Below are 21,838 nucleotides of genomic sequence, written 5' to 3'. Positions count from 1 at the left end.
GTTCGCGGAAAAGCCGTCACAACGATAGCTGCAGGAAGTTATGCCATGACGGTTGCTTATCTCGGCCTCGGCGCGAATCTCGGGGACGCGCGCCAGACCCTGAAAGACGCGGTGGTGTGCCTCGCACAACAGCACACCATCACCGTGCTCGCCAAATCGAGCCTGTATCGTACTGCCCCGATCGACGCGGGCGGCGACGACTATTTCAACTGCGTCGTGAAGCTGGAAACGACGCTCCCCGTGCGGCATCTGCTCGCGCTGTGCCACAAGATCGAGCATCAGTTCGGCCGTGAGCGGCCGTTCCGCAATGCGCCGCGCACGCTCGATCTCGACATCCTGCTGTATGGCGATCAATCGATCGACGAAGCCGATCTGGTCGTGCCGCACCCACGCCTCGTCGAGCGCGCGTTTGCGCTGGTGCCGCTCGTCGAGATCGACGCGGCGATCGTCATTCCGCTGCATGGCCGGGCCGCCGCGCTGCTCGACAGCGTGAGCGACCAGCGCATCGAGAAAGTAAAGTCGCCCTGCCAGTGCCCGATGCTCAACGCGCTGACCGGCAATTCCGCCGAAAAAGGCCGTTGCGAATGAGTTCGCCGCCGCTCACGGTCACCGCGCCGCAGCTGCGCCCGCCGTTCGGCTATATCGCGATCGAAGGGCCGATCGGCGTCGGCAAAACCTCACTCGCGCGGCGCCTCGCGCAACGCTGGTCGATGCACGAACTGTTCGAACGTTCGCAAGACAATCCGTTTCTTGAACGCTTCTATCGCGACACCACGCGCTATGCGCTACCGGTGCAGTTGCACTTCGCGCTGCAACGCGCGCAGCAGGCGCAGGAAGTCAGCGCCGCGCAGGCGAGCGGCACGCCGCTGATCGCCGACTTCATCACGCAGCGAAACGACATCTTCGCGCGTCTGATCTTGCAGGAAGACGAGTGGCAGTTGTACCGCGCGCTTGCCGTGCGGCTCGACGTCAGCGCGCCGGAGCCGGACTTCGTCGTTTATCTGCAGGCGAGCCCAGAGGTGCTGTTCGCGCGCATCCAGAAGCGCGCGGTGCCGATGGAGCTGCAGATTTCCGATGCCTATCTGCGCGCGCTGTGCGACGCGTACAACGAATTCTTCTACCACTACGACCGCACGCCCGTGCTGACGGTCAACGCCGAACACCTGAATCCGCTCGACTCCGACGCGGACCTTGCGCTGCTCGCCGAACGCATCGAGACGATGCGCGGCCGCAAGGAATTCTTTGTCAAAGCCACATCGCTGTAAGCGGCGCGGCTAGTTCATTTTCTTCACTGGATTGACCATGACTTATTTGCAGGAAGCGAGCCGGAGCGCGATCACCGTGCCGAAACTGCAGGCAATGCGCGACGCTGGCGAAAAGATCGCCATGCTCACCTGTTACGACGCGAGCTTCGCCGCGCTGCTCGATCGCGCGGGCGTCGACGTGCTGCTGATCGGCGACTCGCTCGGCAACGTCCTGCAAGGCCAGGCGACCACACTGCCGGTGTCGCTTGCCGACATCGCGTATCACACGGCGAGCGTCGCGCGGGCGCGGCCGTCGGCGCTGATCGTCGCGGACCTGCCGTTCGGCACCTACGGCACGCGCGAAGACGCATTCAGGAGCTCGGTCGAACTGATGCGCGCGGGCGCGCAGATGGTCAAGCTCGAAGGCGGCGAATGGCTCGCCGACACGGTGCGGTTTCTGGTCGAGCGCTCGATTCCGGTGTGCGCGCATGTGGGTCTCACGCCGCAGTCGGTGCATGCGTTCGGCGGCTTCAAGGTGCAGGCCAAGACCGAAGCGGGCGCGAGCCAGCTGCTGCGCGATTCGCTCGCCGTGCAGGAAGCCGGCGCGCAATTGATCGTGATGGAAGCGATCCCGTCGCAACTCGCGGGCGAGGTCACGCAGCAGCTGCGCATTCCGACGATTGGTATCGGCGCGGGCCTCGGCTGCTCGGGTCAGGTGCTGGTGCTGCACGACATGCTCGGGATTTTTCCTGGCAAGCGACCGCGCTTCGTGAAGGATTTCATGCAGGGACAGCCGAATATTCAGGCGGCCGTCGAGGCGTATGTGCGGGCGGTAAAGGACGGCACGTTTCCCGGCGCCGAGCACACGTTCTGATGCTTCATTGCCGCGCGAGCGCGCGGCATTCCCGTATTTTTCAGTGCTCTAACCAACAAGCCGTGCCGGCACCGCGCCGCGCAACGCGTTGCACACGAGCAGCGCTTCGGCGTTCAGCACATCCGACCGCGTCAGCACTTTTTCACCTGCCCGCAAGCCCGACGCGTCGTCGAGCAACACGCTTCGCATTACACCCGGCAGCACGCCTGACGCGAGCGGCGGCGTCCACCATTGTCCCGCGAGCTTCACGAACACGTTCGACCTGCCGCCTTCGGTCAGTTCGCCCCATTCGTTGAAAAACAGCGTATCGAAGGCGCCCTTCGCTTCGGCTTCGCGCCAGCCGCGGTCGTAGTCTGCCCGGCGCGTGGTCTTGTGGCGCAGCAGCGGATCGGCGGCGTGGGTCGGCGCGAACTGCGCTTCGGGGCCGAGCAGAACACCAACGATCGCATCCGGCAACGGCGCAAGTATCGCGGCCGAGATCTGGGTCACCCCGCTCTTGCTCAAAGCAAGCCGCATTCGATGCGGCATCTGCGCCGGGAGCGTGGCGCACCGCGCTGAAATCTCCCCACGAATGCGCGCTTCGTCGAACCCGAAGCCAAGCGTCGCGGCGCTCGACGACAAGCGCCGCAGATGCCGCTCGACGTGCCGCACGCCGTCTTCCCGCGTCGCGTACATCGTTTCGAACAGTTCGAAACCCGGCTCGGCGCCGATCAGAAAACGCGCTTTCAATCTACACTCCTCGTGCTCGTCGGCGGCCACGCTGTCGAGCACGATGCCCGCGCCGATGCCCATGCTGCCGCGCACACCGTTCGTGCCACCGTCTGATGCCGATGACGCAGTCAACGTCAACGTGCGAATCGCGACCGACATGCAAAAGTCGCCGCAATCGTGATCATCGCCCGGCGCATCGAGCCAGCCGATCGCGCCGGTATAGAGCCCGCGCGGCGTGCTTTCCAGTTCGTCGATCAACTGCATCGTGCGATGCTTCGGCGCACCGGTAATCGAGCCGCAGGGAAACAGCGCGCGCAGGATCGTCGCGAACGAGGTGCCGTCGAGCAACGTCGCCTCGACAGTCGACGTCATCTGCCACACCGACGCATATGGCTCGACCGAAAACAACGCCGGCACGCTGACCGAGCCGATCCGCGCGACTCGCGACAGATCGTTGCGCAACAGATCGACGATCATGACGTTCTCGGCGCGGTTCTTCGGATCGGTCGCGAGGAACTCGGCGTTACCCCGGTCGACGGCAGGATCTTGCGAGCGCGGCGCCGTGCCCTTCATCGGCCGCGCGCGCAACGTCGGGCCGTGCTTTTCGACGAATAGTTCGGGCGAACACGACAGCACCCACGCATCGTCCGGCAACGCGATCAGCGCGCCGAACGACACGGGCTGGCGCGCGCGCAACCGCCGATAGAACGCGAGCGGCGAGCCGAACACGTCGAAGCCGAGGCGGTACGTGTAGTTGACCTGATAGGAATCGCCCGCGCGCAGGGCGGCGTGAATCGCGTCGATCGCCGCGTGGAACTCGGCGCGATCGACGCTCTCGCGCACGTTCGCGGTGCCCGCGACCGACGGCTCGAAAGCGCCGTTGTCCCGCGCCGTCAGCCACGCGTCGACCTCGTCGCGCGAAAGCTTCGCACAACGTTCGAACAATAAAAAACGCAGCGTGGCATTGCCACGCTGCGTTTCAGAAGACCGGCGCGCATCGAAACCCATCAGCGCGCGGCCAAATTCATAATCGGCGAGCACGACGGCGTGCAAACCGCTCCGGGTATCCGCCGCGACGCTGTCGCACACGGCTTCGAGCCGCGCCGCCTCCGTGCAGACCCGCTCGCGCACGAAACCCGTGTACAAGCGGCTCGACGGAAGCGCCGCCGTTGCACCGCAATCGTCGAGCAGCGCGAACGCCGCGCCGCGACTGACCACCGTCATACTGACCGCCGAATCAAATCAATCGAAAAAGCTCTTTACGCGATCGAACCAGCTCTTGCTTTGCGGACTATGCCGCGAACCGCCTTCCACGAGCGCCTTTTCGAACTGCTTGAGCAGATCGCGCTGCGCTTCGGTGAGCTTGACCGGCGTTTCAACCTGCACGTGTACGTACAGATCGCCGGCGATGCTCGAACGCAGCCCCTTGATGCCCTTGCCGCGCAAACGGAACGTCTTGCCGGACTGCGTGCCTTCCGGCACCGTGAAGCTGGCGCGACCGGCGAGCGTCGGCACCTCGATATCGCCGCCGAGCGCCGCGGTAGTGAACGGGATCGGCATCTGGCAATGCAGATCGTCGCCGTCACGCTCGAACACCGAGTGCTGCTTGATATGAATCTCGACGTACAGATCGCCCGACGGACCGCCGTTGATGCCCGGCTCGCCGTTGCCGGCCGAGCGGATGCGCATGCCGTCGTCGATACCGGCCGGGATCTTCACTTCGAGCGTCTTGGTTTCCTTCACCTTACCCGCGCCGTGGCAGTGATTGCACGGCTCGGGGATGTAGGTGCCGGTGCCGTGGCACTTCGGGCAAGTCTGCTGGATGCTGAAGAAGCCCTGCGACATGCGCACCGAACCCGAGCCGCTACAGGTCGGGCAGGTTTCCGGCTTGGTGCCCGGTTTCGCGCCCGAGCCATGGCAGACTTCGCACGAAACCCAGCTCGGCACGCGAATCTGCGTGTCGTAGCCGTGCGCGGCCTGCTCGAGCGTGATTTCCATGCTGTAGCGCAGATCGGCGCCGCGATACACCTGCGGGCCCGCGCGGCCGCCTCCGCGTGCGCCGCCGCCGGCCGCCTGGCCGAAGATGTCGCCGAAGATGTCGCCGAATGCATCGGCAAAGCCGCCGAAACCTTGCGCGCCGGCCCCACCCATGTTCGGATCGACGCCCGCGTGACCGTACTGATCGTACGCGGCGCGCTTTTGCGAATCCGACAGCATTTCATAGGCTTCCTTCACTTCCTTGAAATGCTCTTCCGCATCCTTGTGACCCGGATTGCGGTCGGGGTGGTGCTTCATCGCGAGCTTGCGATAAGCCTTCTTGATTTCGTCGTCGCTCGCGTTCTTTGCGACGCCCAGAACCTCGTAGTAATCCCGTTTCGCCATATCGGTTCAACGCCGCCGCGCAAAGCGACGCGGTAGCTCCTTGTGAATGCTGTGGAGTCTCACGACTCGTCCGGCCGCTGTCTGCGCCGCGCCAGGGCACGGTTCAAAACAACGCCCTCCATAAAACGAACGTGCCCGGAGAGCCCCAAAAAGGCTCGCCAGGCGCGAAAACCGCTCTTGCACTTTGGGCGCCCCGGGGGCGCCGTTCTCGTGCAGCCGGGCCGTGCACATCGCTGTGCACGGCTTTACGGTCGGATGCCGACCTGGCTTTAGTCTTTCTTCACTTCCTTGAACTCAGCGTCGACCACATCGTCGGCCTGCTGGCTCGCACCCGCCGATGCACCGGCACCGCCGCCCGCCGCGCCCGCCGCCGCTTCGGCACCTTGCGCAGCCTGCATGTCGGCGTACATCTTCTCGCCCATCTTCTGCGAGGCCGTGGCCACCGCTTCGATCTTCGCTTCGATCGCGGCTTTGTCGCTCGAGTTGCTCTTCAGCGTGTCTTCGAGGTCCTTCAACGCGGCTTCGATCTTGTCCTTCTCGCCAGCTTCGAGCTTGTCGCCGTACTCGGTCAGCGCCTTCTTCGTGCTGTGGACGAGCGCGTCACCCTGGTTGCGGGCGTCGGCCAGCTCACGCAGCTTGTGATCTTCTTCCGCGTTCGCTTCGGCGTCCTTCACCATCTTCTCGATTTCGGCTTCGGACAGACCCGAGTTCGCCTTGATCGTGATGCGGTTCTCCTTGCCGGTCGCCTTGTCCTTCGCGCCGACGTGCAGAATGCCGTTCGCGTCGATGTCGAAGCTCACTTCGATCTGCGGCACGCCGCGCGGTGCCGGCGGAATGCCTTCGAGGTTGAACTCGCCGAGCAACTTGTTGCCCGCTGCCATTTCGCGTTCGCCCTGGAACACCTTGATCGTCACGGCGCCTTGATTATCATCAGCCGTCGAGTAGACCTGCGCGTGCTTGGTCGGGATCGTCGTGTTCTTGTTGATCATCTTCGTCATCACGCCGCCGAGCGTTTCGATGCCGAGCGACAACGGGGTCACGTCGAGCAGCAGCACGTCCTTGCGGTCGCCCGACAGAACCTGGCCCTGGATCGCGGCACCAACGGCCACGGCTTCGTCCGGGTTCACGTCACGGCGCGGATCCTTGCCGAAGAACTCCTTCACCTTTTCCTGCACCTTCGGCATACGGGTCATACCGCCGACCAGGATCACGTCGTCGACTTCGCCGACCTTCACGCCCGCGTCCTTGATCGCGACGCGGCACGGCTCGATGGTGCGTTCGATCAGGTCTTCGACCAGCGCTTCCAGCTTGGCGCGCGTGATCTTCAGGTTCAGGTGCTTCGGACCCGATGCGTCCGCCGTGATGTACGGCAGGTTGATTTCGGTCTGCTGGCTCGACGACAGCTCGATCTTGGCCTTTTCAGCCGATTCCTTCAGGCGCTGCAGCGCGAGCACGTCTTTCGACAGATCGACGCCCTGCTCCTTCTTGAACTCGCCGATGATGTAGTCGATGATGCGCTGGTCGAAGTCTTCGCCGCCGAGGAACGTATCGCCGTTCGTGGACAGCACTTCGAACTGCATTTCACCGTCGACGTCCGCGATTTCGATGATCGACACGTCGAACGTACCGCCGCCCAGGTCGTACACCGCGATCTTGCGATCGCCCTTTTCAGCTTTGTCCAGACCGAACGCGAGAGCCGCGGCGGTCGGTTCGTTGATGATCCGCTTGACTTCCAGACCGGCGATGCGGCCGGCGTCCTTGGTTGCCTGACGCTGGCTGTCGTTGAAGTACGCCGGCACCGTGATCACGGCTTCCGTGACGGTCTCGCCAAGGTAGTCCTCAGCGGTCTTCTTCATCTTGCGCAGGACTTCGGCGGAGATTTGCGGCGGCGCGAGCTTCTGGTCGCGCACTTCGACCCACGCGTCACCGTTGTCGGCCTTGATGATCTTGTAGGGCATCAGGCCGATGTCCTTCTGCACTTCCTTCTCTTCGAAGCGTCGGCCGATCAGGCGCTTGACCGCGAACAGCGTGTTCTTCGGGTTCGTGACCGACTGACGCTTGGCCGGCGCGCCGACCAGGATCTCGCTGTCATCCATGTAAGCGATGATCGACGGCGTGGTGCGCGCGCCTTCCGAGTTCTCGATGACCTTGACCGAGTTGCCTTCCATGATCGCCACGCACGAGTTGGTCGTGCCGAGGTCGATACCGATGATTTTGCCCATTTTTACAAATCTCCTGACTTTGATCGCTGCGGAAAGCGCCCGGTTGACCCATCTGGCGGCGGGACGATCCGCTCTCAATTCATACCTGCACTCAAAATAAGTGCGGCCACATCGTTTTCAAGACCTCTTTTGCGATGCGGTCTTTAATTTTTTTCAATCACGGGGCGAGGCGCCTGAATCTTCGCTGCGAGCCCGCTCCGTCAGTCTGCGCGGCGCCCCCGGCGTGGTTCGCCGGAAGTGCCTGAATCGATGGATCTTTGCGGCACATAGCGATGCGAAGCGACGCAGCAGACGCCACCGGCGCAAACGCCCGGAGCGAGTGTCGACGTGATTACTTCGGCGCCGCGACGGTCACGAGCGCGGGACGCAGTACGCGATCCGCGATCACAAAGCCCTTTTGCAGCACCGCGACGACGGTGTTCGGCTCCTGGTCGGCCGGCACCATCGAAATGGCCTGATGGCGATGCGGATCGAACTTTTCGCCGACCGGATTGATCGCCACGACGCGCCCCTTCTCGAGCGCGCCGTTCAACTGCCGCAGCGTGAGCTCGACGCCTTCGCGGACCTTCTGCAAGTCGTCGGACGAATGGGCGACGGCCGCCTCGAGACTGTCGACCACCGGCAGCAGATGCTCGGCGAAGCTCTCGATCGCAAACTTGTGCGCCTTGGCGACGTCTTCCTGAGCGCGCCGGCGTACATTTTCGGTTTCGGCCTTCGCGCGCAGGAAGCTTTCCTGCAACTCGGCGATCTTCGCCTGAGCGTCGGCCAGCGCCTGCTCGGCGGCACCCTGGGCCGGTTCCGCGGGGGCGCCGGTGTCCGGCTGTTGAGCAGCGGCCCCAGCCGCCTCGGCGGCCTGGCGCGCGGCTTCGTCGGCGGGCGTGGGATTCTGGCTCGTCGGGTTCTCTTGCGTGTTTTCCATGTCGCTGAAAGTCGTTAAAAAGTAAAAGCCAAAGGCGGTGCAAGCCGTTCCGACACAGTACGATTCATGCTTTGCAAAATCGCGACACGCGTCTTCGCGCCGATCCGCCAGACCGGACCCCAGATGGGGCCTGAAAAAGCCGTTTCAAGCGGGTCGAGGGTTTTTTCGCACCACCGACGTGCAGGCGAAATGCGCCGTAACAAGCCTCAACGTGGCGCAATCAGATAGAGATTGAGTGCAGCCCGCAACTGACCTATTCTCCAGTCATGGAGCGGCAACGCCACGTTAACCCTAATCTGACGTAAGCGTTACCGACACCTGACAGTCGTTCCGATAGCCTGTTTCAGCCCATCAAGGGAGTACCGTGAAACTGACCTTTGCAATCGGGGTGGTCGCACTGGTACTGATCGCGGGCACCACGACCATCTGCATGTCCGGTGCGGTCAACGACCACACCACCGAGTACGGCGGCGCACACGCCACCGTGGAGCAGTTTCTCAATCCCCACCTGAAAATCTGTCGATAGTGCGCCGGTCGCGTTTGGTCGGTCGGCCGTGCAGCGCGGCGGCCGGCTCGTGGTAGACCTTGCGCCGTTCCTGCTCGACCTGCCGCTTCGCCTTGCTCTGCGCGGTTTCCACATAAAGCGTCTGCGCGACGCTCGCCGGACCGCGTACGTCGCATACGCCCAGCACCTCCACCTGCCACACGTAGCGCTCGATCTCGATTTCGACCAGATCGCCGACACGCACGTCCTTCGCCGGCTTCACGGCGACGCCGCCGATACGCACCCGCCCCTTGTCGACCGCCTCCGCGGCCAGCGAACGCGTCTTGAAGAAGCGCGCGGCCCACAGCCATTTGTCGATGCGCAGTTTCGCGCCCGGTTCGGTTGAAATGCGGTAGTTCATCTGCGTATTCAAGCTCCTGTCGTGTGCGGCACCGGCACCGCCTGCACGGGCCAGCCCTGCAGATGCTGCGCAACGATTTCGCCAAGCGCGGCAACCCACGGCTGCGACGCGTTCAGACAGGCGATCCGGTGAAACTCCTTGCCACCCGCCTGCAGAAATTCGCCGCGCACTTCCATGCCGATTTCCTCGATCGTTTCGAGGCAGTCGGCGGTGAAACCCGGGCAAAACACGTCAGCACGCCGCACGCCTGCCGCGCCGAGTTCCTTCAACGTCGGCGCCGTGTAGGGCTGCAGCCATTCGGCCTTGCCGAAGCGCGACTGGAACGTGATGCGGCATTCGACCGACGTCAAATCGAGCGCCTGCATCAGCAGCGCGCCGGTCTGCTGGCATTGCTCGTGGTACGGGTCGCCGAGGTCGAGCGTGCGCTTGGGCACGCCGTGGAAACTGAGCACGAGCTTGTCGCCCGCCGCGAAATCGGGGCGGCCGTGCAGATGCCAGTAGTGGTGCACCTGTGCGGCGAGCGCCGCGATGTACGCCGGGTGATCGGCGTACTGGCGCACGGTGCGGACTTCCGGCTGGTTGCGCATGCGCTTGAGCGCGGAAAAGGCTTCGTCGAACGCGGTCGCGGTGGTCGACGCCGAATACTGCGGATACATCGGCATCAGCAACACGCGCTCGGCGCCCGCGAGCTTCAGTTGGTTCAGCATTGCCGGAATGCCGGGCGTGCCGTAGCGCATCGCGTAGTCGACCAGCACCGTGTAGTCGTTCAGTTGCAGCAGATGGCGCAGGCCCTCGACCTGCTTTTCGGTGTGGACGCGCAGCGGTGAGCCCTCGGGCATCCACACCGCCGCATACTTCTTCGCAGAGCTGCGGCCGCGCAACGGCAGAATCAGCAGACGCAGAATGAGCTGCCACAGCAGCGCCGGAATTTCGACCACGCGAGGATCGGACAGGAACTGCGCGAGGTAGCGGCGCACCGCGCGCGGCGTCGGCGCGTCGGGCGTGCCGAGATTGATCAGCAACACGGCGACGCGATGCGACGTGGCGTTCTGTGAAGGCCGCTCGAGGTCGAAGCGCATAGGTAGCAGAAATCACCGCATTTTGCGGCGAGTCGATTCAATGGAGATTCATTATAGCGGCGCAGGTTCTGCCCGGCGCCGCCAGAGACCCCTGGCCATTCGGACGATTGGCAGACACCGCGCGTTCGCGCATCATGATCGCCACGGACTGCGATGACGACAGTTCCGCGGAGCCCGAGGACTACTGCTGGCTGAGCGTCATGGACAACAGCCGCGCGGTTATGTCCACGATCGGAATCACGCGGTTGTAGGCCATGCGGGTCGGTCCGATCACACCGAGCGTGCCGACGATCTTGCCGTTCACCTCGTACGGCGCGGTGACGACGCTCATTTCCTCGATCGGTACCAGATTCGATTCGCCGCCAATGAATATTTGCACGCCCGCCGCGTGACTCGACACGTCGAGCAACTGAAGGAGGCTGGTCTTCTGGTCGAACACATCGAACAGCTTGCGCAGGCGCGCCATGTCCGACGAAAGATCGGCGACTTCGAGCAGATTGCGCTCGCCCGAGATCAACACGGTCTCGCCGGTGTCGGATTCGTCGGTGCTGGCGGTGACGGCCGCGTGCATCAGCGAGGTCATGTCGCCACGCAGCTCGTCGATTTCCTCGCGCAGGCGGCGGCGCACCTCGTCGAACGAGAGGCCAGCGAAGTGCGCGTTGATGTAATTGGAGGCTTCCACCAGCTGCGAAGGCGAAAAGTCGCGCTGGGTGGCGAGGATGCGGTTTTGCACGTCGCCTTCGGGCGTCACGATGATCAGCAGAATGCGCTGGTCGGACAGGCGCATGAATTCGATCTGCTTGAACACGTGGCTGCGACGCGGCGTGAGCACGACGCCGGCGAACTGCGACAGATTTGAGAGCACGCTCGCCGCCGCGGCGACGATCTTCTGCGGCTCGCCCACCTGCAGCGTGGTCTTGACGGTGCGCGTCACCGCCTCCTCGTCGGCGGCGGATTCGACGGTCAGCATCGTGTCGACGAACAGGCGGTAGCCGCGTGGCGTCGGAATGCGCCCTGCCGACGTATGCGGACTGATCACGAGCCCCAGATCCTCGAGGTCCGACATCACGTTGCGGATCGTGGCCGGACTCAGTTCGAGGCCCGAATAACGTGACAGCGTGCGCGAGCCGACCGGCTGACCTTCGGCGATGTAGCGCTCAATCAGCGTTTTGAGGAGGGTTTGTGCGCGAGGATCTAGCATGACGAAAAATTTTAGCTCAATGGCATCGCAGCCGTGAGCGCCCGCGGCGCCCGCTCCCGGCGAATGCACCGCCGTCGGCGGGCTCGCATGTCATCGGGTCTTCACCATTCTAACGATAATCGCGACATACGCAGACGCCCTGCGTGCGCCGCCCCACAACCGGGTCGGTCTGCGGTTCTTTTCAGGCCCTACCTATGGTGTAATGCCGGCATGCAAGTGACCAGCCAGTTCAAGACCGTCGCGCTCGTCGGGCGCAGCAATACGCCAGGCATCGGCGAGCCGCTGACCGCGCTCGCCGCCTGCATCGCGAAGCTCGGCCTCGAAGTCGTGTTCGAAGCAGACACCGCCGCCGAAATCGGCGTGACCGACTATCCGGCGCTGCGTCTCGCCGAGATCGGCGCGCGCGCCGACGTCGCCGTGGTGCTCGGCGGCGACGGCACGATGCTCGGCATCGGCCGCCAGCTCGCGCCGTATCGCACGCCCTTGATCGGCATCAACCACGGGCGGCTCGGCTTCATCACGGACATTCCGATCTCCGACATGCGCGAGATCGTGCCGCAGATGCTGTCCGGCAATTTCGAGCGCGAGGAGCGCGTGCTGCTCGAAGCGCGCATCGTGCGCGACGGCACGCCGATCTACCACGCGCTCGCGTTCAACGACGTGGTGGTCAACCGCAGCGGCTTCTCGGGCATGGCGGAGTTGCGCGTGTCGGTCGACGGCCGCTTCATGTACAACCAGCGCTCGGACGGCCTGATCGTCGCGACGCCGACCGGCTCGACCGCGTATTCGCTGTCCTCGCAGGGGCCGATCCTGCATCCGCAACTACAGGGCATCGTGCTCGTGCCGATCGCGCCGCACGCGCTGTCGAACCGGCCGATCGTGCTGCCGGACGAATCGAAGGTCAGCATCCAGATCGTTTCCGGGCGCGAGGTGAACGTCAATTTCGACATGCAGTCGTTCACGTCGCTGGAGCTCGGCGACACGATCGAGGTGCGCCGTTCGCGCCACACGGTGCCGATGCTGCATCCGGTCGGCTACAGCTACTATGCGACGTTACGCCAGAAGCTGCACTGGCACGAGTACCCGTCGCACGAAGAAGACCCGAGGCCGTAAGCGGCACTTTGATTTCGCACGCCGCCGCGGCCGCCACCCGAATCCCAAGCTCACCCGACCACCTCCATGCTTCGCCACCTCTCGATACGCGACTTCGTCATCGTCGCCGCGCTCGACCTCGAATTCGACAGCGGCTTTACCGTTTTCTCGGGCGAAACCGGCGCCGGCAAATCGATCCTGATCGACGCGCTCGCGCTGGCACTAGGCGCGCGCGCCGAGGCGAGCGTCGTGCGCACCGGCGAGAGCCGCGCCGACATCACCGCGGAGTTCGAGACGCACGCACAGGTCGATCAATGGCTCGACACGCAGGCGCTCGGCGCGGCCGACGACGGCCAGCACGGCGGCACCGTGATGCTGCGGCGGGTGGTCGACGCGAACGGCCGCTCGCGCGCGTTCATCAACGGTACGGCGGCCACGCTCGCGCAGCTGCGCGAGGTCGGCGAGATGCTCGTCGATATTCACGGCCAGCACGCGCACCAGTTGCTGATGCGCCCGGACGCGCAGCGCGAGCTGTTCGACACGCACGCGGGCCTGTCCGACCTGGCCGCCGCCGTCACCCGCGCGTGGCGCACGTGGCGCGACAAGGCGCAGGCCGTCGAGCAAGCGCAAACGCGCGATCGCGAGTTGCAACTCGAACGCGAGCGACTCGCGTGGCAACTCACCGAACTCGACAAGCTCGCGCCACAGCCGGGCGAATGGGAAGAAGTCAACACCGAGCATCGGCGGCTGTCGCATTCCGCGAATCTGATCGACGGCGTGCAGGGAGCGCTCGGCGCGCTGTCCGAATCGGACGACGCGATGATCACGCATCTCGGCTCGATCGTGTCGAAGGTGCGCGACCTCGCGGAGATCGACCCCGCGCTGAACGACGTGCTCGCCGCGCTCGAACCGGCCGAAATCCAGTTGCAGGAAGCCGCGTATTCGCTGAGCCACTACGCGCAGAAGCTCGAGCTCGATCCGGAGCGGCTCGCGCAGGTCGAAAAGCGCCTCGACGCGCTGCACTCGGCCGCGCGCAAATTCCGCCTGCGGCCCGAGACGCTGCCGGAAGAACACGCAGAGCGGCGCAAGCAACTGGCCGCGCTCGACGCCGCCGCCGACCTCGACGGCCTGCGCGCCGCCGAGGCGCAAGCGAAGGAAGTGTTCGTCGCCGAGGCGAAAAAGCTGTCGAAGGCACGCGCGAAAGCAGGCAAGGCACTCGGCGAGGCGGTCACGACCGGCATGCAGGAACTGTCGATGAAAGGCGGCAGCTTCGAGGTCGCGCTGGTGCCGCTGCCCGAAGGCGGCGCGCACGGGCTCGAGCAGATCGAGTTCCGCGTCGCCGGTCATGCCGGCGTGCCGCTGCGGCCGCTCGCGAAGGTTGCGTCAGGCGGCGAACTCGCGCGTATCAGTCTCGCGCTCGCAGTGATCGCGAGCGCGGCCAGCCCGACACCGACCCTGATCTTCGACGAAGTGGATACGGGCATCGGCGGCGGCGTGGCCGAAGTGGTCGGACGGCTATTGCATCAGCTCGGCGAGGCGCGCCAGGTGCTGTGCGTGACCCATCTGCCGCAGGTCGCCGCGCGCGGCGATCATCATTTCCAGGTCGCAAAGATGAGCAACGGCACCGGCGGCACGCTCAGCAGCGTGAGCTCGCTCGACAAGGCGAGCCGCATCGAGGAAGTCGCGCGCATGCTCGGTGGCCTCGAAATCACGGCGACCACGCGCAAGCACGCGAAGGAAATGCTGGCCGCCTGAAATTGCGCCGCGCATAGGCGGCCGCACACGGCTGAGTCGGCCTGGCCGGGACGTCACACCGATCCCGGCCGCGCATGATGCGCGACGCGAAGTGCGTGAGCGCCCTTACCCAAACACCCTCTTCCACAACGCCAGCACCGCCTCGCGCTCGGCCGCGACCAGCGCCGGATCGACCCGCGCCTTCTCCATCCCATCGAGCCGCAGCGTGTGCTGCAGCTTGCGATAGCGCCGATAGGCGGCGCCGACCGTCTCCGCTTCCGCTTCGCTCATCAGCCCGAAACGCGACACCTCACGCAGCAGCGCGATATTGCCGGTATTGCGGATCAGCTCGGGATCGCGCGCCGCATGCAGCAGCACCCAGTACTGCACGGTGAACTCGATATCGACCATGCCGCCGCGGTCGTGCTTCAGGTCGAACAGCGCCGGCGTATGGTTCGGGTGTCCCGCCTCGACACGCGCGCGCATCTCGACGATCTCTTTCGCGAGCGGCGCCGCTTCGCGCGGCGTCGTCAGCACCTGTTCGCGGATCGCCTCGAACTTCGCGCCGATCTCCGGATCGCCCGCGCAGTAGCGCGCACGCGTCAGCGCCTGATGCTCCCACACCCACGCGGTATTCGCCGCGTCGCCCTCGCGCAGCTGGTAGCGGCGGAACGCATCGAGGTCGGTGACGAGCAGGCCCGACTCGCCGTTGGGCCGCAGCCGCAGGTCGATGTCGAACAATGTGCCGGCGCCGGTCGCGGTGGTCAGCCATGTGATCAGACGCCGTGTGTAGGTTGCGTAGACGTCGGCGGCGGCATCGCCGGGATCGTCGTACAGGAAGATCACGTCGAGGTCCGACGCGTAGCCGAGCTCCTTGCCGCCGAGCTTGCCGTAGGCGATCACCGCGAAGCGCGGCACGTCGCGATGACGTTTGGCCAACTGCTTCCACACGGCTTCGATCGCCACGTCGAGCACTGCGTCGGCGAGCTCGGACAGCCGGTCGCTGACGTGCTCGACGGACAGCTTGCCGGCAAGATCGATCAGCAGAATGCGGAACACCTCGGCCTGATGCGCGTGACGCAGCAGATCCATCTGCTGCTCGACGCCATCGGCGGCGGCGAGCCGCAAACGCAACGTACGCTTGAATTCAGCCCAGTCGAACGGACTGTTGATCGCCTCGACGTCGAGCAGCTCGTCGAGCAGCTGCGGATGGCGGATCAGATAGCCGGCCGCCCAGCGCGAGCCGCCCAGCACCGACAGCACCTGGTGCAGCGCCTGCGGATACTCGGTCAGAAGCGCCAGATACGCGCCGCGCCGGCTCACCGCTTCGAGCAGATCGAACAGGCGCGCGACCGTATCGCCGCGCCGCCCGGCCGGCTCCAGCGTGCGCGCGGCTTCGAGCGCGCGCTGCGCGACGATGTCGAAACGCTGCCGGCTGCGCTCGTTCAGGCCCGTGTAGCGCGACGAGCGCCACACCGCCTGCAGGCGGGCGAGCAGCTCCCCGGGCTCGGCCACCCCCAGTTCGACGAGGCGCGCGCGCAGTGCGTCGTCGGCGCTATCGTCGGCGAGCGCGCTGCTCCACACCCACGCGGCCGCGCCGTCCTCGGGCGCGCCGCAACCGTCGCGGCCGCCCACCTTGTCGGCGAAAATCTGGTCGAACTGCTGTTCGACGAACTCGCGATGCGCGTCGAGCTTCGTCATCAATTGCGGGTAGTCGTCGCAGCCCATCACGCGCGCGAGCGCCATGCGGTCTTCGGCATCGACGGGCATCGCGTGGGTCTGCGCGTCGTTGCGATATTGCAAACGATGCTCGAGCTCCCGCAGAAAGCGATACGCCTGCGACAGCTTCACGCACACCGACGGATCCATCAACCCATTCGTGGCCGCGTGGCGCAGCACGGCGAGCGTCGGCCGCACGCGAAAGCCGGCGTCCTGGCCGCCGCGGATCAGCTGGAACACCTGCGCGCTGAATTCGATTTCACGGATGCCGCCACGGCCTAGCTTGATGTCGTCGGCCTTGTCGGGGCGCATCGACGCGCGGCGCTGCGCCTCCTGGCGGATCTGCAGATGCAGCGCGCGAATCGCGCTGATCACGCCGAAATCCAGATAGCGTCGATAGACGAACGGCGTGACGATCGCCCCGAGCTGCTTCTGCAGCCGCTGCGCCGAGGCGCTCGCGCCCTCGGACACGAGCCGGCCCTTGATCCACGCGTAGCGCTCCCACTCGCGGCCCTGCACATAGAAATACTCTTCGAGCATGCCGAGGCTGCATACGAGCGGCCCCGAATCGCCGTTCGGCCGCAGACGCATATCGACGCGAAACACGTAGCCGTCGGCGGTGACTTCGGCGAGCGCGCCGATCAGCCGCTTGCCGAGCCGCGTGAAGAACTCCTGGGTCGCGAGCGGCGAGCGCTGGCCGCCGGCGGTCTCGCCGTCGTCCTCATAGACGAAGATCAGGTCGATATCCGACGACACGTTCAGCTCGCGCCCGCCGAGCTTGCCCATACCGACCACGCCGAGCGTGAGCCGTTCGCCCTGCTGGTCGCGCGGCTCGCCATACAGCGCTTCGAGCTCGGCGCTCAGCACCGTCAGCGCGCGCTGGATCGTCGTTTCCGCGAGATCGGTCATCGCGCCGGTGACTTCGGCGATATCGGCCTCGCCGGCCAGGTCGCGCTCCATCACCGCGCAGAATACTTCGGTGCGCAGCTGGCGCAGCGCGCGCTTCAGCGCATCTTCGTCGACCGGCGCACCGGCTGGGCCCGCCGCCTCGGCGCACAGTTCGTCGAGACGCGCGTCGATGCGCTCGCGCGTCAGCGGTTCGTCGGCCAGCGCGCCGACATGCGCGACCAGTTGCGGGCGGGCCGCGGCGGCGCGCGCGGCATAGTGCGAATAGCTGGAACTCAGGAGGGTGGCGTCAGTCATCAAAAATCTGGCTCGCTCGTTGCTTGATCGGATTTGTCCGGCGGTATTCTGACGGTGTCCGGGTGTCGTTCCGGGGTCGTTGTCGTGTCGTTCCGTCGTGCCATCGGCATGCGGCGACAAGCGTGCCGGCCCCCGTGCCGGACGGCCTCGCCAATCGCCGTCACGGGCCGTCGGACAGGGTTTGCAGGAGGTCCGCCGACGCTTTCCCGTGTGATACATTTCGTCGTTAACACGCAAAACTACCATACGCCCAGCCGCCGCAGCATGTCCGAGCGAAACGAATCCGCCGACCCGCAAACCCCACCGCAGGTCCGGCATGTGAGCGGAAGCGACCACATCGTGCTGCGTCGGACGTTGCGCGTGCTCGCCGCGCTCGCGCTCGTCCTCTATTTCATCGCGGGCGGACTGTTTCTGGGTTTGCGCTACGTGGTGCTGCCGCGCGCCGACATGTTCCGGCCGCGCATCGAAGCCGCGGTCTCCGACAAGCTGCGCACCCAATTCACGATCGGCCGGCTCGCGCCGCACTGGAGCGGCTTCCAGCCAGGGCTCGATGTCACGAATCTCGTCATCCGCGATCACGACGGCCAACCCGCGCTGACGATTCCGCACGCCACCGCGTCGGTGTCCTGGCGCTCGCTGTGGGAGTTTCATCTGGCGCTGTCGAGCCTGATCGTCGATCAGCCGGACGTGCTGGTGTCGCGCAGCGAGGACGGCGTGCTGTCGGTCGCGGGCGTGCCGGTGCCGACGCGCCACAGCGGCAACGACACGCTGTCCACCTGGTTGTTGCGTCAGCAGGCGATCGTCGTGCGCGGCGGCGTGCTGCGCTGGCGCGACGCGACGCGCAACGAATCCGAACTGGCGCTGCGCGACATCCGCATCGCGATCCTCAATGACGGCCGCGACCACCGCATGGCGCTGCAGGCGCCACCCGACGGCCAGGTGCTGAAAGGCCCGCTCGACTTCCGCACGCACTTCCGCCACGCGCCGCTCTCGGCGCTCGGCAAGCCGATCAACTGGAGCGGGCAGGTGTACATGTCGACGGGCCCGGTCGATCTGCCGACGCTCGCGCGCTACATCCAGTTCCCGATCGAGACGTTCGCCGGCCGCATCGACAATGCAATCTGGATCGACTTCAGCGAAGGCCGCGTGACCCAGGCGACCGGCCAGTTGAGCGGTTACGACGTCGCGATGCGCGTGCGCCCGACCCAGCCAAGGCTGCTCGTGCCGATCACCCACTTTCTGTGGCGCGTCGAGGCAAACGAAGGCGAGTACCGGCTGCAGCTGTCGGACCTGCGTGCCGAGCTCGGCCAGCCGCCGCTCGAAGACGGCACGCCGCTCACGCGCATCCTGCGCTTCCGGACCCTCGACAGCCGCTACCGGATGGCGTCGCAGCAGCATGGGCAGCTTTTGAGCGTCAGCGGCGATCGCGTCGATCTCGGCATCCTCGCCGAATTCAGCCGCGCGCTGCCGCTGCCGCGGCACTTTCTCAATGAACTCGTGCGCATCAATCCGCGCGGGCTCGTCGCGAACTACGTGATCGACCTCGAGCGCGGCAAGCCGGAATCCGGAGAAGTGGGCAGCGACCGTCGGCCGACGGGTGTTGAACCGATCGAGCGTTATCGCTTCAAGGGCGATTTGCAGGGCATCAGCTTTGCCGCCCAGGAGCCGGGGCCGGGCCTGACGCCGCGCGGCCACCCGCGCGCCGGCGTTCCCGGCATCGAAAACCTGTGGGGCAACGTCGACGCCGACGAAAAAGGCGGCCACGCGAACTTCGATACGACCAACGTGGCGATCACGCTGCCGGGCGTGTTCGACGATCCGCGTCTCACGCTTGCGCGTCTGCACGGCCGCGCCGACTGGACGATGGGCACGAAGGCACCGGGCGACACGCGTCCCGCGTTCGCGGTCAAGCTCAACGATTTCAGCGTATCGAACCCTGACGTCGAGGCGAGCGCGACTGCGAGCTACAGCAATCCCGGCCACGGCCGCGGCTCGCTCGACCTGAAAGCCGACTTCCAGCGCGCGCAGGTGACGCACATCGCCCGCTATCTGCCGACCGCGGTCAGCGAAAAGCTGCGCATTTACCTCGGCCACGGCTTGCAGGCTGGCGTGTCGCGTGGCGGCACGATCGAAGTGCACGGCGACCTGACCAAGTTCCCCTACGCGCGCGACCCCGACGCCGGCATCTTCCACATCGTCGCGCCGTTCACCGGCGGCAAGTTCGATCCGACACCGTTCCCGCCGCGCAACATGCGCAACGGCACGCCAAACGTTTGGCCGCCGCTCGACGGCATCGACGGCGTGTTCGAGCTCAAGCAGAACGTGCTGCGCTTCGACATCGACCGCGGCCGTTACAAGCGCGTCGCGCTGACCGGCGTGAACGGCCGCATCGACGACCTCGGCACCAAAGGCTCGAACCTCACCATAGAGGGCAACGGCCGCGGCCCGCTCGCCGATATGCTCGACTACGTGAACGGCAGCTCGCTCGGCATCATGGCGCGGCACCAGACCGAAAAGATTCGCGCGGAAGGGCCCGCGTCGCTCGCGCTGAAGCTGACGATCCCGCGTACGCCGAAGCCGCATATCGGCGTGGAAGGTGCGCTCGGCTTCCAGAACAATCGCCTGAGCGTGAGCAATGCGCCGTCGCTGTCGCAGCTGAACGGCCGGGTGCGCTTCACCGAACGCACGGCCGAGGTCGAGCGGCTCTCCGGCGAGTTCCTCGGCGGTGACGTGCATGCGAACGGCGGCTTGCGGCAAGATGGCACGTACGCGCTCGCGCTCAACGGCCACATCGCCGTCGATGCCGCGCGCGAACTGCATCTGCATGGCCCGGCCGCACAGGTGCTCACGCATATGAGCGGCAGCGCGCCTTATGCATTGCGCGTCACCGGCGCGAAGGGCCGCCTGCCGGAGGTCAGCGCCAACTCTGATCTGAGCGGCCTCGGGCTCGATTTTCCAGCGCCGTTCAAAAAGACTGCCGGCACGCCGATGCCGCTGCACTTCTCGGTCAATCCGTCGACGCTGCCGGGCGAAGCCGGCCTCGAACGCGCCGACCTGACGTTGGGGCCGGTCGCCGCCGCGTATCTGCTGCGCTATCGGCCGAACGCGCAGCCGCGTACGTCACCGACCGTCGTGCGCGGCGCGATCGGCGTGAACCGGCCGGTCGACCTGCCGTCCGAGGGCGTGGTCGCCGCGGCGGACATCAAGGAGATCGATGCCGACGCCTGGCGCGCGCTCGCCGCGCAGCTGCGCGCGGGCGGGGCGAATGGCGTGAACGGCGCTGCGAACGGCGGCAATACCGCCAGCAGCGCGGCCACACCCGCGGCCGTGCCGAATCCCATGCTCACGCAGTTCCTGCCGAACCGCTTCGCGCTGCACATCGACATGCTTACGCTGCTCAAGCGTCACTGGGACAACGTGATCGTCGGCGCGTCGCACGCGGACCGTACGTGGCAGGCGAACATCGCGTCGAATCAGGTGTCAGGCCACGTGTCGTGGCTGCCGGGAGCGACCCGCGAATCGCCTGGCGAACTGCAGGCGCGCTTCGCGCGCGTCGTGATTCCGTCGGTCGCGGACAAGGACCTGCTCGGTCCGGCGATGTCGGCGCCCGCGCTGAACATGCCGTCGATCGATCTGGTCGTCGACGAACTGATCGTGCACGATCGCAACGTCGGCCGGCTCGAGGTCGACGCGCACAACTTCGAAGAAAACGGCGTGCCGGTCTGGCAGCTCGACAAGCTCGACGTGACGAACCCCACCGCGACGCTGAGCGCGACCGCGAACTGGCGCACCTCGACCGAACTGCCCATCTCGGCCGACGAAGCCATGCCGCGCCGCACCGTGTTCGATTTCAAGCTCGACATCAAGGACGCCGGCGCGATGCTCGAGCGCTTCGGTCTGCCGAGGACGCTCAGGGGCGGCACCGGCTCGATTCAGGGCAAGGCCGTGTGGCAGGGCGGCCCGACCACGATCGACTATTCGACGCTGAACGGCAACCTCGCGCTGGATCTACGCCACGGTCAGATCCTGAAGGTCGATCCGGGCGTCGCGACGCTGCTCGGCGTGCTGAGCCTGCAAAGCCTCGCGCGCATCGCCACACTCAATTTCCACGATGTGATCGGCGAGGGCCTGCCGTTCTCGAGCGTGACGGGTACCGCGCAGATTCATGACGGCATCGCCCGCACCGACAACTTCAGGATGGTGACCGCGCCGGCCCGCGCCGAGATGGTGGGCTCGGTCGACATCGCGCAGAAGAGCCAGGACCTGCACCTGCACGTAGTGCCGACCGTCAGCGCCGGCTCCGCGGTGATCGCCGCGACGGTCATCAATCCGCTGATCGGCCTCGGCGCACTGATCGCCGATATCGCGTTCACGCATGGGGTGTCGCACGTATTCGCGCGCGACTACGCGATCACCGGCTCGTGGTCGAAACCGCACGTCGAGCGGGTGACGGGCGAACGGGGTAAGATTGACGCTCCGGCTTCGACCGTGCAAGCGCACTGAGCTCCGGTTTCCCTGGCGCCGCCGTCTCGAACCACGCGGCCGCTCGTGCC

The 21,838-nt window shown here is 65.8% G+C and carries 15 protein-coding genes; 7 read left to right on the top strand and 8 right to left on the bottom strand.

Annotation, left to right across the window (positions count from 1 at the left end; all coding sequences use genetic code 11):
- The first annotated feature begins 45 nt into the window (after positions 1-45).
- The 3 genes from folK to panB are packed head-to-tail and all read left to right on the top strand — an operon-like array spanning position 46 to position 2,118.
- Complete coding sequence (gene folK / locus OKW27_RS31535; RefSeq protein ID WP_429335777.1) at positions 46-588, top strand: 2-amino-4-hydroxy-6-hydroxymethyldihydropteridine diphosphokinase; 543 nt, start codon at positions 46-48, stop codon at positions 586-588.
- A complete protein-coding gene (locus OKW27_RS31530; protein WP_429335776.1) occupies positions 585-1,265 on the top strand; it encodes a deoxynucleoside kinase in 681 nt (226 codons plus the stop codon). The genes folK and OKW27_RS31530 overlap by 4 nt, the downstream gene beginning before the upstream one ends.
- A 37-nt stretch (positions 1,266-1,302) precedes the next feature.
- Positions 1,303-2,118 carry a 3-methyl-2-oxobutanoate hydroxymethyltransferase gene (gene panB / locus OKW27_RS31525; protein ID WP_184034424.1) on the top strand — a complete coding sequence of 272 codons (816 nt, stop codon included), beginning with the start codon at positions 1,303-1,305 and terminating at the stop codon, positions 2,116-2,118.
- A gap of 48 nt (positions 2,119-2,166) precedes the next feature.
- On the opposite strand, the gene pabB is transcribed toward panB, so the two are convergent.
- The 4 genes from pabB to grpE form a co-directional block, all read right to left on the bottom strand.
- Entirely contained in the window at positions 2,167-4,053 is a 1,887-nt protein-coding gene (gene pabB, locus OKW27_RS31520) for an aminodeoxychorismate synthase component I (protein ID WP_429335775.1), read from the bottom strand.
- An 18-nt stretch (positions 4,054-4,071) separates the two neighbouring features.
- Positions 4,072-5,211 carry a molecular chaperone DnaJ gene (gene dnaJ, locus OKW27_RS31515; RefSeq protein WP_018419484.1) on the bottom strand — a complete coding sequence of 380 codons (1,140 nt, stop codon included), beginning with the start codon at positions 5,209-5,211 and terminating at the stop codon, positions 4,072-4,074.
- A 269-nt stretch (positions 5,212-5,480) separates the two neighbouring features.
- Positions 5,481-7,433 carry a molecular chaperone DnaK gene (dnaK, locus tag OKW27_RS31510; RefSeq protein WP_090803118.1) on the bottom strand — a complete coding sequence of 651 codons (1,953 nt, stop codon included), beginning with the start codon at positions 7,431-7,433 and terminating at the stop codon, positions 5,481-5,483.
- A gap of 331 nt (positions 7,434-7,764) precedes the next feature.
- A complete protein-coding gene (gene grpE, locus OKW27_RS31505; RefSeq protein WP_429335774.1) occupies positions 7,765-8,352 on the bottom strand; it encodes a nucleotide exchange factor GrpE in 588 nt (195 codons plus the stop codon).
- Between the two features lie 364 nt (positions 8,353-8,716).
- Here grpE and OKW27_RS31500 point away from each other — a divergent pair, with 364 nt between their 5' ends.
- The gene (locus OKW27_RS31500; RefSeq protein ID WP_167368620.1) at positions 8,717-8,878 is read left to right on the top strand and encodes a hypothetical protein; all 162 of its coding nucleotides are present in this window, start codon (positions 8,717-8,719) and stop codon (positions 8,876-8,878) included.
- On the opposite strand, the gene OKW27_RS31495 is transcribed toward OKW27_RS31500, so the two are convergent.
- The 3 genes from OKW27_RS31495 to hrcA form a co-directional block, all read right to left on the bottom strand.
- Positions 8,850-9,257 carry an RNA-binding S4 domain-containing protein gene (locus OKW27_RS31495; protein WP_018419480.1) on the bottom strand — a complete coding sequence of 136 codons (408 nt, stop codon included), beginning with the start codon at positions 9,255-9,257 and terminating at the stop codon, positions 8,850-8,852. The genes OKW27_RS31500 and OKW27_RS31495 overlap by 29 nt on opposite strands.
- Positions 9,258-9,265: 8 nt before the next feature.
- On the bottom strand, positions 9,266-10,336 hold the full coding sequence (hemH, locus tag OKW27_RS31490) for a ferrochelatase (RefSeq protein WP_429335773.1): 1,071 nt from the start codon (positions 10,334-10,336) through the stop codon (positions 9,266-9,268).
- 181 nt (positions 10,337-10,517) lie between these two features.
- Positions 10,518-11,537 carry a heat-inducible transcriptional repressor HrcA gene (hrcA, locus tag OKW27_RS31485; protein WP_090803113.1) on the bottom strand — a complete coding sequence of 340 codons (1,020 nt, stop codon included), beginning with the start codon at positions 11,535-11,537 and terminating at the stop codon, positions 10,518-10,520.
- 210 nt (positions 11,538-11,747) lie between these two features.
- Here hrcA and OKW27_RS31480 point away from each other — a divergent pair, with 210 nt between their 5' ends.
- Both OKW27_RS31480 and recN read left to right on the top strand, forming a co-directional pair.
- On the top strand, positions 11,748-12,650 hold the full coding sequence (locus OKW27_RS31480; RefSeq protein WP_090803112.1) for an NAD kinase: 903 nt from the start codon (positions 11,748-11,750) through the stop codon (positions 12,648-12,650).
- Between the two features lie 66 nt (positions 12,651-12,716).
- The gene (gene recN / locus OKW27_RS31475) at positions 12,717-14,384 is read left to right on the top strand and encodes a DNA repair protein RecN (protein WP_090803110.1); all 1,668 of its coding nucleotides are present in this window, start codon (positions 12,717-12,719) and stop codon (positions 14,382-14,384) included.
- Between the two features lie 105 nt (positions 14,385-14,489).
- Here the strand turns inward: recN and glnE are convergent, their stop codons facing one another.
- The gene (gene glnE / locus OKW27_RS31470) at positions 14,490-17,285 is read right to left on the bottom strand and encodes a bifunctional [glutamate--ammonia ligase]-adenylyl-L-tyrosine phosphorylase/[glutamate--ammonia-ligase] adenylyltransferase (protein WP_429335772.1); all 2,796 of its coding nucleotides are present in this window, start codon (positions 17,283-17,285) and stop codon (positions 14,490-14,492) included.
- 264 nt (positions 17,286-17,549) lie between these two features.
- Here glnE and OKW27_RS31465 point away from each other — a divergent pair, with 264 nt between their 5' ends.
- Positions 17,550-21,788 (top strand): YhdP family protein, encoded by a 4,239-nt coding sequence (locus OKW27_RS31465; protein WP_429335771.1) that lies wholly within the window; start codon positions 17,550-17,552, stop codon positions 21,786-21,788.
- Positions 21,789-21,838 lie beyond the last annotated feature (50 nt).

Source organism: Paraburkholderia sp. 35.1 (genome assembly GCF_050436525.1).
In the GTDB taxonomy this organism is placed as follows: domain Bacteria; phylum Pseudomonadota; class Gammaproteobacteria; order Burkholderiales; family Burkholderiaceae; genus Paraburkholderia; species Paraburkholderia tuberum.
This window is presented reverse-complemented; position numbering and strand designations above follow the sequence as displayed.